We start from the raw sequence: 13,392 nt of genomic DNA, 5'->3' as shown, positions 1-13,392 counted from the left end.
TTTTCCGCGCCGAAGCGTGCCTGTCGTCGACGCTCGACTAATCGATGCGCGACAAGTTCTGCCGGCTTCGGCCACCACCACCGATGAGGGCCCCAACGTGCTTGAAGCCTATCGCCACCATGTCGAGGAGCGCGCCGCCGAGGGCGTGCCGCCGAAGCCGCTGAACGCCGAGCAAGTCGCCGCACTGGTCGAACTGCTGAAGAACCCGCCCGCCGGCGAGGAAGAGTTCGTCCTCGATCTGCTCACCCATCGCGTTCCACCCGGCGTCGATGAGGCGGCCTACGTCAAGGCCGGCTTTCTCACCGCCATTGCCAAGGGCGAGGCCGAGTCGCCGCTGATCGACAGGATCCATGCGGTGAAGCTGCTGGGCACCATGCAGGGCGGCTACAACATCGTCTCCCTGGTCGAACTGCTGGACGACCCGGCGCTGGCCAAGGAAGTGGGCGAGCAGCTCAAGCACACCCTGCTGATGTTCGACGCCTTCCACGACGTGGAAGAGCGCGCCAAGGCGGGTAACGCCGTGGCCAAGGATGTCATCCAGTCCTGGGCCGACGCCGAGTGGTTCCTCTCCAAACCGGCCCTCGACGAGAAGATCACCCTGAGCGTCTTCAAGGTGCCCGGCGAGACCAACACCGACGACCTCTCCCCCGCCCCGGACGCCTGGTCGCGCCCCGATATCCCGGTACATGCCAACGCCATGCTCAAGAACGAGCGCGACGGCATCGAGCCGGAACAGCCGGGCGTCAAGGGCCCGCTCAAGCAGATCGAGGCGGTGAAGGCCAAGGGCTTCCCGGTCGCCTACGTGGGCGACGTGGTGGGCACCGGCTCGTCGCGCAAGTCCGCCACCAACTCCGTGCTGTGGTTCTTCGGCGACGATATCCCCAACGTGCCCAACAAGCGCGCCGGCGGCTTCTGCTTTGGCGGCAAGATCGCGCCGATCTTCTTCAACACCATGGAAGATTCCGGTGCCCTGCCCGTGGAGATGGACGTTTCCAAGCTCGACATGGGCGACGTCATCGACGTCTATCCCTATGAAGGCAAGGTGTGCAGACACGGCACCGACGAGGTGCTCACCACCTTCGAGTTGAAGACCCAGCTGATCCTCGACGAGGTGCGTGCCGGGGGCCGTATCCCGCTGATCATCGGCCGCGGCCTGACCACCAAGGCGCGCGAATCCCTGGGCATGGCGCCGTCCGATGTCTTCCGCCTGCCCGAGCAGCCCAAGGACACCGGCAAGGGCTTCACCCTGGCCCAGAAGATGGTCGGCAAGGCCTGCGGCCTGGAAGGCGTGCGCCCGGGCATGTACTGCGAGCCGAAGATGGCCACCGTGGGCTCCCAGGACACCACCGGTCCCATGACCCGCGACGAGCTCAAGGATCTCGCCTGCCTGGGCTTCCAGGCTGACCTGGTGATGCAGTCCTTCTGTCATACCGCCGCCTACCCCAAGCCGGTGGACGTGGACACCCACCACACCCTGCCCGACTTCATCATGAACCGTGGCGGCGTCTCGCTGCGCCCGGGCGACGGCATCATCCACAGCTGGCTCAACCGCATGCTGCTGCCTGATACGGTCGGCACCGGCGGCGACTCCCATACCCGCTTCCCGCTGGGCATCTCCTTCCCGGCAGGCTCCGGCCTGGTCGCCTTCGCCGCCGCCACCGGCGTGATGCCGCTGGACATGCCGGAATCGGTACTGGTGCGTTTCAAGGGCAAGCGCCAGCCGGGCGTCACCCTGCGTGACCTGGTACACGCCATTCCCTACTACGCCATCCAGCAAGGGCTGCTGACGGTCGAGAAGTCCGGCAAGAAGAACGCCTTCTCCGGTCGCGTACTGGAGATCGAGGGCCTCGAAGACCTCACCGTCGAGCAGGCCTTCGAGCTCTCCGACGCCTCGGCCGAGCGTTCCGCCGCGGGCTGCACCATCACCCTGTCCGAGGACAGCGTGACCGAGTACCTCAAGTCCAATATCACCCTGCTCAAGTGGATGATCGCAAACGGCTACGGCGACCGTCGCACCATCGAGCGCCGTATCGAGGGCATGGAGGAGTGGCTGGCCAACCCGAGCCTGATGCGCGCCGATCAGGATGCCGACTACGCCGAGGTCATCGAGATCGACCTCGAGGAGCTCAAGGAGCCGGTACTCTGCGCGCCCAACGACCCGGACGACGCTCGCCTGCTGTCGGATGTGGCCGGCGAGAAGATCGACGAGGTATTCATCGGCTCGTGCATGACCAACATCGGCCACTTCCGCGCCGCCGGCAAGCTGCTCGAGAAACAGCCAGCCGGCAGCCTGAAGACCCGCCTGTGGCTGGCGCCGCCCACCAAGATGGACCAGCATCAGCTGACCGAGGAGGGCTACTACGGCATCTACGGCCGCGCCGGGGCACGCATGGAGATGCCGGGCTGCTCGCTGTGCATGGGCAACCAGGCCCGCGTGGCCGCCAAGTCCACCGTGGTCTCCACCTCGACCCGTAACTTCCCGAATCGCCTGGGTGACGGCGCCAACGTCTACCTCGCCTCCGCGGAACTCGCGGCCGTGGCCGCCGTGGAAGGCCGCCTGCCTTCCGTGGATGAATACCGCCGTTACATGAGCGAGTTCGATGCCATGGCCGGTGAGATCTACCGCTACATGAACTTCCACGAGATCGAGGAGTATCAGAACGCGGCGTCCAACGTGATTCCGATCGCCCAGGAAGCCTGATACCCCGAATTCTGATAGAGTCAGGTTCGACTCCGATGCTCGCAACATCGAAGGCCGCCGTCCGCGGCGGCCGGAGCCGATGAACGAAGCGCCCCATCCGGGGCGTTTTTTTTGTTTCCCCCTAGTGCCACCAAAGGGGGCTTCCGTTCTGCCCGTGCCATGGCATCATGACAGGATAGCCCACGTCACGAGGAGCCTCACCGTGAGCCATATCGTCACGCCGGACATCTGCGACGCCTATCCCGAGGTGCAGGTGCTCGATCCGATCTTCATCAATTTTGGCGGCCACGAGGAGTTCGCCGGACCGATCCGCACCGTCAAGTGCTTCGAGGACAACTCCCTGGTCAAGCAGGCGGTGACCGAGCCCGGCGACGGCGCCGTGCTGGTCATCGACGCCGGCGGCTCCACCCGCTGCGCCATGCTGGGCGACATGCTGGCCGAACAGGCCGCCGGTCACGGCTGGGCCGGGGTGGTGATGTATGGCTGCGTACGTGACGTCGACATACTCGCCGAGACAGAGCTCGGCATCCAGGCCCTGGGCGCTCATCCGCGCAAGAGCGAGAAACGCGGCGAGGGGCAGCGTGACATCCCGGTCAGTTTTGCCGGCGTCACCCTGACCCCAGGCCAGTGGCTCTATGCCGACAGTAACGGCATCCTGGTCGCCGAGGAGCAGCTGGACCTGGAGCGCTGAACTGAACCGAAGCCGGCAATAACAGGCACTTGCCCGTGACAGCCAAGGGCTGTCACTCTGACGTCATGTTCCCTTCACGCGCCTGTCCATGCTACCCCTGCCACGACTGAGCGGCGACGTGCTGCGCACCCTGCGCGAGCATCTGCGTCCGCTGATCGCCTATCACCTCTTTTTCACGCTGTTGGCCTCGAGCCTGCTGCTGCCGGCCGTGGGCTGGACTCTCTCGGGCCTGCTTTCCCAGTTCGGCCGACCGGTGATCACCAACAGCGAGCTGATCGACCTACTCATGAGCCCGGGTGGTCTGCTCTGGCTGCTGGTCGCGGTGGGACTGACCTTTCTGGTGCTCTACCTGCAGCAATCCGGCATGATCCTGGTCGCGGTACGCCCCCGGGACCACCATGTTCGTCTGGCCTTCGAGGCCCTGTGGGCCACGCTGCGCCGTCTGCCGGCCATCAGCGGTCTGGTGGTACTGCAGGTGGGGAGCCAGCTGCTGCTGCTGGTCCCGCTGGCGCTCAGCCTGGCCTGGCTGCATGACTTCTTCCTGGGAGGACTGGATCCCTACTTCGTGCAGAACATGCGCCCCCCCGCGCTCTGGGCCTTTCTCGGCAGCAGCCTGATACCGGTACTGGCCTGGATCCTGCTCGCCGGAACCCTCTATGTCCGCTGGCACCTGGCCCTGCCGGCGCTGACACTAGAGGGGCTCTCGCCCACTTCGGCCCTGGCGCGCAGCGTGCAGTTGACGCGAGGCCGCGGGCACCATATTGCCGCCGCCGTGGTGTTGCTGCTGCTGGGCATCGTCTTGCTACCCCTGCTGGCAACGGCACTATTCGACTGGATCGTTACGCCGCTGCTGTGGTGGCTTCCCGAGCGCAACACGGTGCTGGTCCCGGCCATGCTCGCATACCTGACCGCCTACCTGCTCATCGCCCTGGCGATCACCTTCGGCGGCATCGCCGCCAATGCCCTGCAGGCCACCTGCCTCTACCTGCACCTGGCCCATCGTGAGCCAAGGCCCGAACCACCGCCGCCCGGCACCCACCCCGGGCGCCTGGCCTGGGCCGTCGAACTCGCCGTCGTGCTGTTCGCCATCGGCCAGGCCTGGCTGATCGTCAACCGCTTCGAGATTCGCGACGAGGTCTCCGTTATCGCCCATCGCGGCAGCTCGCTGAAGGCGCCGGAGAACACCATGGCCGCCGTGGAACAGGCGATCCGGGACCGCTCCGATGGCATCGAGATCGACGTGCGCCTCACCGCCGACGGCGAGGTGGTCCTCTACCATGACGAGAGTCTCAGGCGACTGGCCGGCGACAACCGCCGAGTCGGCGCCCTGACGCGCTCGGAACTTGCCGAGGTCGATGTGGGCAGCTGGTTCGGTGACCCCTTCATCGGCGAGCCGATTCCTGGGCTGGACGAGGTGCTGGCGACGGTGCGCGGACGCGCCAGTCTGATGATCGAACTCAAGCCCGATCCCGGTCGCGAGCTGGAACTGGTCGACGCGGTCCTCGACGACCTGGAAAGGGAGCGGGACGTGCGTCGCGCCTGTCGTCACCGCGCCGAGGATCGGGTAACCGCACTCGCCTGCGGCGATCCCGATATCATGCGAGACATGTTTGTCGCCGCCATGTCGCCCTGGTTGCTGCGCGAGGCCACGCGCCGCGAGCCCCAGCTGCGCACCAGCCTGCTGGCCCAGCTGGTGATGTCGGGCACCCTCGAGCGCCAGGGCTTCGATGCCCTGGCCCTGCGTCATAACCGGATCGACGAGGAGGAGGTACGCCTGGCTGGATACTACGGCTACGAGCTGCACGCCTGGACCATCAATGATCGCACCCGGATGTCGCAGCTGATCGACCTGGGGGTGGACGCCATCATCACCGACCGGCCGGCCATGCTCGCCGAGCTGATCGCCGAGCGCCGCCGCCTGGGCGACGGCGCCGTGCTGCTGGTCAAGCTGCGCAACTGGCTGAGGAATTGACCCCCCTCACCACGCCTTCACGGCGCGGATCGGCACCACTCTCACTGGCGACGGCAGCGCCAGAGGGCCAGCAGGTTCATGCCGGCAAGGATCAGCAAGGCGGCGGCGGCCCAGCCCAGGGAGCTGACCAGGCCATGGAACTCTCCGGGGGCGGCCTGCGGGCGATAGGTCATGCCGTAGTCGACCAGGCGGCCACCGCCGTAGAGCAGCAGCGCCAGCAGGCCCAGCGGTAGTGGAGAGCGCCACCGGGCGAGCCAACAAGTCAGCCGCCAGGGTTCCGACGGCGCCTTGGCGGGCGTGGTCTGGCGAGTCCTGGACCGTGTGGCGGCCTTGGGCCTGGCCGGCGTACGGCGCGTCGAGCGCCGCGCCGACTGGCGACTGGCGCCCGGCAGTCGACCCGCCAGCCAGCGCGTGGCGCAGATCAGGCCCCAGCCCAGCGTAAAGAAGACGGACAATGCCAGTCCCCCCATCACCAGCAAGTATGCCATCCAGACAGGTCCCCTTCGGCTCGTTGGAGGCGCCATCATGCCAAATTCTCGCCGCGCCGTGGGGCAGAATCGCTGGGTCGCTTCAGGGGACCACAATGACCGGGATCGGCAGGCGGGCCAGCAGGTCGGTATCCTGGTTGACCAGGCGGGTGAGCTGAGGGCGATGGAGCAGCAGGGCACCGCTGTCCACGTGGGCCAGCTGCTGCTCCAGTTGCCGGGCATCGTTCGCCGACAGGGTCTCCCTGCCGGCGAACAGGCGGGTCAACGCCTGGGCAACGGGGCGAAGTTCATCGCCGCTCGTCCCGGTGTCGTCCAGGATACGCAGGATGCCGCGGGCGAGCGACTGGCGCTCATCCCAGATGATCACCGTGCAGGGCGCCTCCAGAATCAGGGCCCGGCTGGTGGAACCCAGGCGCACGCCCCAGTGGCCCGAGAGTCCGGCCTTGCCGAGTACCAGGAGATCCGCCGGGGCGGCCAGCGACAACGCCTCGCTGACCACCCGACCACGACTGACCCGCATCTGGTGGCGCACCTCACGGCCAGCCACTGCGGCCTCAAGAGCCTCGGTCACGCGGTGGGCCTGCCGGGCCATGCCGGCCTCGAGATTGCTCCTCGACAAGCGGCGCACCTGCCCCGAGACGGCACCGATCTCCCGGGAAAAGGGGAAGCCGGCGCTGCCCAGCAGATCCTGGTCCTCGACGAACAGCCCCACCAGCTCGGCGTGACGCAGTGTCGCTAGATCCACCGCAGCGGCCAGGGCCGCCAGGCTGTGGCGGGAGGCATCGAGCAGCGCCAGCACCCGCGCCTCCGGGTCGCCTTCAGCCCGCGCCTGCTCGCCGGAGGTCGGCCGCGACGCGTCAGCGTTCATCGTCCTGCTCCTCCTGCTGGTCACCATTGCCTCCCCATTGCTCCTGCCGAGCATGCTTTACCACCTCGCGAAAATGCTTCAGCCGCTCGGCCACGCGGGCACCGAGACTGCCTTCGGGGAAGTGTCCCCGGGCGTCGGGCGCGCCGATGGGCAGGCCGGTGAGCAATTCCAGTGCCTCATCCACCCATGAAATGGCGAAGACCCGGAAGCGCTCCTGTTCGATGGCCTCGCGAACCTCGGACTTGAGCATCAGGTGCTCGACATTGGCCGCCGGCAGGATCACCGCCTGGCCCTCGAGGTCGGCACGGGCAACACAGACATCGAAAAAGCCCTCGACCTTCTCGTTCACACCGCCGACCGCCTGAACCCGACCATGCTGGTCGATGGAACCGGTCACGGCGAAGGCCTGATCGAGCGGCACCCGGGCGATGGCCGAGACCAGGGCGCACACCTCGGCCACCGAGGCACTGTCACCCTCGATCCCACCATAGGACTGTTCGAAGGCCAGGCTCGCGGAGAGCGAGAGCGGCTCCTCCCCTGCATAGCGGCTGGCCAGATAGCGCGACAGGATCATCACCGCCTTGGAGTGGATGCGCCCGCCCATGCGCGCCTCACGCTCGATATCCACCACCTGACCGTTGCCGGGACGCGCCGTGGCGGTGATGCGCGACGGCTGACCGAAGGCGTACTCGCCCAGCTGCAGCACGGAGAGACCGTTGACCTGACCGACCGCGCGTCCCTCGGTGGCAACCATCAAGGTACCGCGCGTGATCATCTCGTGGCTGCGCTCGCGGAGGCGTCCCGCCCGCCACAGCTGCTGCCCGACCGCCTTCTCGACATGACGTCGGGCAATCACGTCGGCCGCCTCTTCGCCGGCCCAGTGGTCGGCCTCCAGCACCAGGTCACGAAGGTCACGATGACGCGCGGTCAGCTTGCGCTGGTCGTCGGCCAATCGAGTAGCCCGCTCGATCACCGCGGCCACGCCGCTGCGGTCCAGCGGGCGCAGCGCCGCCTCGCGGGCCAGGGTCGCCACCATGCGAGCGTAGAAGGCCTCGTGCTCGGTATCACGGTCGAGTTCATCCTCGAGGTCGGCCTGAACCTTGAACAGCTCAAGGAACTCGGGATCATACTCGCAGAGCAGGTAATAGAGTCGTCGCTCACCCAGCAACACGATCTTGACGTCCAGCGGGATCGGCTTCGGCTCGAGGGTCACGGTACTGATCAGGCCATAGGCCTGCTCCAGCGACTCGGTGCGGATCTCACCGGCCCGCAGCACGCGCTTGAGAGTATCCCAGGCCCCCGGCTGGGTGATCACGCTGCGCACGTCCAGTACCAGGTAGCCGCCGTTGGCACGATGCAGGGCGCCAGCCCGGATCAGCGAGAAGTCGGTCAGCAGGGTGCCGTTGTGCATATGGTGCTCGATGCGGCCCACCAGATGCTGATGGGTGGGCAGGTCCTGGTAGATCACCGGTGCCCCCTCGGCTTCAGCATTGTCCACCAGCAGGTTGACCTGAAAGCGGTTGAACAGCGCTTCTGGCGGTACGTCCGGCTGTTCGGCCTGGAACGACTCGACGTGCTCCAGAATCGACGTGCGAATGGCCTTGAGGTGCGACAGCACCCCCTCCTCCTCGTGGTAGCGCTTTTCCAGATCAGCCATCGGCCCGTCGATCACCGATTGCAGCATCTCTTCGCTGAACGCCTTGAGTTCATTGCGCAGCTCCTTGGCGAGCCGCGGCATCTGATGAATCTTCTGGGTCAGCTTGTGCTGCAGTTCCTCGACGGTGCGCTCGATACGCTTGCGCTGGTCCTCCGGCAGCTTCTCGTAGTCCTCCGGTGACATCATCTGATCGCCGTCGGCCGGCGCGAAGGTGAAGCCATTGGAGGTCGACATCAGCAGAATACCCTGCTCGCGTGCCTCGCGGCGCACCTCCTCGATCGCATTGCGCTGGCGCTCATCCATGGCCTGCTTCATCTCCTGCACGCGGTTCTGATACTCCTCGCTCTCGAACACCGCGGGGATGGCGCTGCGCAGTTCCTCGACCAGCGCCTCCAGGTCCGTGCGCAGCTGCCGCCCCAGGCCGGGCGGCAGCGAGAGGGCCAGCGGCACGGCCGGATCGTCAAAATTGAAGCGATAGCACCAGTCGCAAGGGGGCGAAGCACCCCGGGCCTGCTCGGAAAGAAAGCTGCCCACCAGGCTGTGCCGGTCGTGACCGGGCTGACCCAGCACGAAGAGGTTGAAGCCGTCGCTGCGGATCGCAGTGCCGAAGCTCAATGCATCCCGGGCGCGCTCATGGCCCACGAGCAGGTCCAGTGACTCCAGCTCGCTGGTGACCTCGAAATCGAAGACATCGGTCGAGCAGGTCCGATACACCTGCGCGACTCCAAGGGGTTCCAGCATGGCAGTTCTCCTTTGCAGACACGGGCAGTATGAGACATGACGAAGGGTCCTGCCTGATGGAGATCAAGGAGAGCGGGCACAGAGGCGGCGGGCACCGGCGGGCCCGCCCGGGATGATCATCGCAGGATGTCGTGAACTACCTCGTAGATGATGTCGTTGGTGAGGTCGACCAGGACGGCGTCGGTGCCGACGCGACGCCACTCATAGCCCTCGTAGTCGGGCAGGTCACGCCGCACGCTCGCGTCGAATTTCTTGGCAATGCCGGGAGGCAGGGGCTTGCCGCGTTCCAGGTTCATGCGGATGCCGGGCGGCAGACTGTCGCGGTCGTATTGACGGATAGCGTCGCGCCGACTGCGGAATATCTCGCGAATCTCGCGCTCCTCGATCATCGGCCGGCTTGCCTCGTCGTAATACCGCTCCCGGGAGCCGTCACGCCCACCGTCTCGGTCCTCGTGGCGGTCTCGCGGGCTCCTTTCTTCCAGCTGACGCGAGCCCTGGCTACGGGCCTCTCGGTGACTCCGCCCTTGACCGCGCGAGTGCTGGCCCTCTTCCTTCCAGGCTGCAGCGCCCTGCCCTTTGCCCTGGCTGTTGCCGGGCTGCGCCAGAAGCGGGGATGCCGCCAGGGCCAGGCCGAGCGCGCCGGCAACCACCAAGGGATAAAGAGGGAAACGGGTCTTCATACAGACCTCCTGATACGGGATGTAGCCACAGTCTAGACCGCCATCGTGCAAGAGCCGTGCACAAAGCAAGACACCCGGCAAGCCCGGGTGTCGTCGATCACTGGCGGCAGGCGCCGATCAGCCCAGGGTCTCGCCGGCCAGCATGAACCAGGTTTCCAGTACGGCATCGGGGTTGAGCGAGACCGAGTCGATGCCCTGCTCCATGAGCCACTTGGCCAGATCCGGGTGGTCGGAGGGACCCTGGCCACAGATGCCGATGTACTTGCCCTGGGCATGACAGGCCTGGATGGCCATGGCCAGCAGCTTCTTCACGGCGGGGTTCCGCTCGTCGAACAGATGGGCGACGATGCCGGAGTCGCGGTCCAGTCCCAGGGTCAGCTGGGTCAGGTCGTTGGAACCGATGGAGAAGCCGTCGAAGTACTCGAGGAACTCCTCGGCCAGCAGGGCGTTGGCCGGCAGTTCGCACATCATGATCACCTTGAGCCCCTGCTCGCCCCGGGCCAATCCGTTGGCCGCCAGTAGCTCGACCACCTCGCGGGCCTCCTCGGTGGTGCGCACGAAGGGCACCATGATCTCGATATTGTCCAGTCCCATCACCTCGCGGACCCGTTTGAGCGCCCGACACTCCAGCTCGAAGCAGGGGCGAAACGTCTCCGAGATATAGCGCGAAGCGCCGCGGAAGCCGAGCATGGGGTTCTCCTCGCCCGGCTCGTACAACTTGCCACCGATCAGATTCTCGTACTCGTTGGACTTGAAGTCCGACAGGCGCACGATGACCCGCTGCGGATAGAAGGACGCCGCCAGGGTGGAAATACCCTCGACCAGCTTGTCGACGTAGAACTCCACCGGGTCGCTGTAGCCGGCAGTCCGCAGGTCGATGGTCTGCTGCAGATCGGCGGGCAGGGTGTCGTACTCGAGCAGCGCCTTGGGGTGCACCCCGATCATGCGATTGATGATGAACTCGAGGCGGGCCAGGCCAACCCCGGCATTGGGCAGGCTGGCGAAGCTGAAGGCACGATCCGGGTTGCCGACGTTCATCATGATCTTGAAGGGGATCTCGGGCATGGCATCGACGCTGGTCACGCGACGGTCGAACGCCAGCAGACCCTCATAGACGTGTCCGGTATCCCCTTCGGCACAGGAGACGGTGACGTCGCGCCCGTCAGACAAGGCTTCAGTGGCATCACCGCAGCCCACCACCGCCGGGATCGCCAGCTCGCGGGCAATGATCGCCGCGTGGCAGGTGCGGCCACCGCGATTGGTGACGATGGCCGAGGCGCGCTTCATGATCGGCTCCCAGTCCGGGTCGGTCATGTCGGTGACCAGGACATCGCCGGGATTGACCTTCTCCATGTCATCCGGGGAGAACACCACCTTAACCGCACCGCTGCCGATGCGCTGGCCAATCGCCCGACCGGCCACCAGGGTGCGCCCCTTCTCCTTGAGCTGGAAGCGCTCGAGCTTGCCGCCCTCCTGCTGGGAGACCACGGTCTCGGGGCGGGCCTGAACGATATAGAGTTCGCCATCGTCGCCATCCAACGCCCATTCGATGTCCATGGGGCGGCCGTAATGCTCTTCGATGGTCATCGCCTGGCGAGCCAGCGCCATGATCTGCTCGTCGTTGATGCAGAAGCGCGCGCGGTCGGCCAGCGGCACCTCGACGGTTTCCACCGACCTGCCGGCGCTGGTGTCGTCGGTATAGATCATCTTGATCAGCTTGGAGCCGAGATTGCGACGCAGCACGGCGGGACGCCCCGCCGCCAGGGTCGACTTGTGGACATAGAACTCGTCAGGGTTCACCGCCCCCTGCACCACCGTCTCGCCCAGCCCCCAGGAGGCGGTGACGAAGACGGCATCGCGAAAGCCGGACTCGGTGTCCAGGGTGAACATGACGCCCGCGGCGCCCGTCTCGGAGCGCACCATCTTCTGGATACCGGCGGAGAGCGCCACGTTCTCATGGGCATAGCCGCGGTGCACCCGGTAGGAGATGGCGCGGTCGTTGAACAGCGAGGCGAACACCTCATGCACGGCACGCTTGATGTTGTCGAAGCCCTCGATGTTGAGGAAGGTCTCCTGCTGACCGGCAAAGGAGGCGTCCGGCAGATCCTCGGCGGTGGCCGAACTGCGCACGGCGACCTTGAGGTTGGGATGCAGCGCTGCGAGCGCCTCGTAGCTCTCGCGCAGGTAGCGTTCGAAGGCCGGCGGCAGCGGCGTGTCGATGACCCACTGACGGATCTCGGCACCGGCCCGCGACAGCTCGGCCACGTCGTCGACATCCAGGGTGGCGAGCCGGCGGTTGATGCGCTCGTTGAGCCCTTCATGGGAGAGAAACTCGCGATAGGCATGGGCCGTGGTGGCGAACCCGCCGGGGACGGTGACGCCCGCGCCGGACAGGTTGGAGATCATCTCGCCGAGCGAGGCATTCTTGCCGCCGACTCGCTCGACATCGTCCATACCCAGTTGATCGAACCACTGAATATAATCGTCCATGAGGTCTCCCCGAATATCGATGACGGATGCAACATGCCGGCAGGCAACGCAAGACTCGGGCATGAAAAAGTGCTGATGACGTTAACAGCATCCCTCGATATTCGCCATTCGTCTAAGATCTAAGTCACTGAAGGATTTTTACAACACCCCGCCGACTGGCCGAGCGCCCCAGCTCTTGTCCCGATCCCGGCCAAGGCCGACAATGCCCGCAACTCCACGGACGACAGCGACTCGCCATGACGCGCACCGCCTTCTTCATCTCCGACGGTACCGGCATCACCGCCGAGAGCCTGGGCCGCAGCCTGCTTGCCCAGTTCGAAAGCGTCGAGATCCGTATGCTCACCAAGCCCTATATCGACTCCCTCGACAAGGCGCGAACCCTGGTGGCCATCATCGAGGCCACGGCGGTGCGCGATGGCGAGCAGCCGATCATTATCGACACCATCGTCGATGAGCAGATTCGCGAGGTGATCCGCCAGGCCCCGGGCTTCAAGGTCGACATCTTCTCGACCTTTCTCAAGCCACTGGAGGAGGAACTGGAAGCCCACTCCTCCTACAGCGTCGGTCGTACCCACTCCATCGGTCGCGACGATGTCTACATGGATCGCATCCAATCGGTGCACTTCGCCCTGGACAACGACGACGGGGCCCGCACCCACCAGTACGACAAGGCCGACCTTATCCTCGTCGGCGTCTCCCGCTGTGGCAAGACGCCCACTTCGCTCTACCTGGCCCTGCAATTCGGTATTCGTGCAGCCAACTACCCGCTCACCGAAGACGACCAGGACGAGAACGGCACCCTGAAACTGCCGAAGGCTCTGGTCCCGCATCGCCACAAGCTGTTCGGACTGACCATCGACCCGCGACGGCTGGCGGCGATTCGCCACGAGCGTCGACCCAACAGTCGCTACAGCTCCATGGACCAGTGCGTCCAGGAGGTCGAGCAGGCCGAGGGGCTCTATCGCCAGATGCATATTCCCTATATCGACACGACCCGTTTCTCCGTGGAGGAGATCTCCACCCGGATGATCGCCGAGACCGGCCTGACACGGCGGTTTTCGCCCAGATAAGGAGCAAGGAGCAAGGAGCAAGGAGCAAGGAGCA

Annotated in this window: 9 protein-coding genes; 4 read left to right on the top strand and 5 right to left on the bottom strand. The window is 65.8% G+C overall.

The window, feature by feature from the left end:
* Window positions 1-97: 97 nt before the first annotated feature.
* The 3 genes from acnB to HALO32_RS16430 all read left to right on the top strand — a co-directional run bounded on the left by acnB (window position 98) and on the right by HALO32_RS16430 (window position 5,364).
* Entirely contained in the window at window positions 98-2,701 is a 2,604-nt protein-coding gene (acnB, locus tag HALO32_RS16440) for a bifunctional aconitate hydratase 2/2-methylisocitrate dehydratase (RefSeq protein ID WP_151445168.1), read from the top strand.
* 202 nt (window positions 2,702-2,903) lie between these two features.
* A complete protein-coding gene (gene rraA, locus HALO32_RS16435) occupies window positions 2,904-3,392 on the top strand; it encodes a ribonuclease E activity regulator RraA (protein WP_225810114.1) in 489 nt (162 codons plus the stop codon).
* Window positions 3,393-3,480: 88 nt separating this feature from the next.
* Window positions 3,481-5,364 carry a glycerophosphodiester phosphodiesterase family protein gene (locus tag HALO32_RS16430; RefSeq protein ID WP_151444972.1) on the top strand — a complete coding sequence of 628 codons (1,884 nt, stop codon included), beginning with the start codon at window positions 3,481-3,483 and terminating at the stop codon, window positions 5,362-5,364.
* 41 nt (window positions 5,365-5,405) lie between these two features.
* Here HALO32_RS16430 and HALO32_RS16425 read toward each other — a convergent pair whose 3' ends face one another.
* From HALO32_RS16425 to ppsA, 5 genes are all read right to left on the bottom strand, one after another.
* Window positions 5,406-5,852: a hypothetical protein gene (locus tag HALO32_RS16425; protein WP_151444971.1), complete on the bottom strand. Its 447-nt coding sequence runs from the start codon at window positions 5,850-5,852 to the stop codon at window positions 5,406-5,408.
* 82 nt (window positions 5,853-5,934) lie between these two features.
* Window positions 5,935-6,720 carry a universal stress protein gene (locus HALO32_RS16420; protein WP_192576538.1) on the bottom strand — a complete coding sequence of 262 codons (786 nt, stop codon included), beginning with the start codon at window positions 6,718-6,720 and terminating at the stop codon, window positions 5,935-5,937.
* The gene (locus tag HALO32_RS16415) at window positions 6,710-9,118 is read right to left on the bottom strand and encodes a Lon protease family protein (protein ID WP_151444969.1); all 2,409 of its coding nucleotides are present in this window, start codon (window positions 9,116-9,118) and stop codon (window positions 6,710-6,712) included. Before HALO32_RS16415 ends, HALO32_RS16420 begins: the two co-directional genes overlap by 11 nt.
* A gap of 116 nt (window positions 9,119-9,234) precedes the next feature.
* Window positions 9,235-9,798 (bottom strand): anti-virulence regulator CigR family protein, encoded by a 564-nt coding sequence (locus tag HALO32_RS16410; protein ID WP_151444968.1) that lies wholly within the window; start codon window positions 9,796-9,798, stop codon window positions 9,235-9,237.
* 117 nt (window positions 9,799-9,915) lie between these two features.
* On the bottom strand, window positions 9,916-12,288 hold the full coding sequence (gene ppsA / locus HALO32_RS16405) for a phosphoenolpyruvate synthase (protein ID WP_151444967.1): 2,373 nt from the start codon (window positions 12,286-12,288) through the stop codon (window positions 9,916-9,918).
* Between the two features lie 236 nt (window positions 12,289-12,524).
* Here ppsA and ppsR point away from each other — a divergent pair, with 236 nt between their 5' ends.
* Window positions 12,525-13,358: a posphoenolpyruvate synthetase regulatory kinase/phosphorylase PpsR gene (ppsR, locus tag HALO32_RS16400; protein ID WP_151444966.1), complete on the top strand. Its 834-nt coding sequence runs from the start codon at window positions 12,525-12,527 to the stop codon at window positions 13,356-13,358.
* Window positions 13,359-13,392: the final 34 nt, after the last annotated feature.

The sequence above is a fragment of the Halomonas lysinitropha genome, from assembly GCF_902500215.1.
GTDB classification, from domain to species: domain Bacteria; phylum Pseudomonadota; class Gammaproteobacteria; order Pseudomonadales; family Halomonadaceae; genus Halomonas; species Halomonas lysinitropha.
Note: the sequence above shows the minus strand (reverse complement) of the source record. Positions and strands in the feature narration are given on the sequence as shown.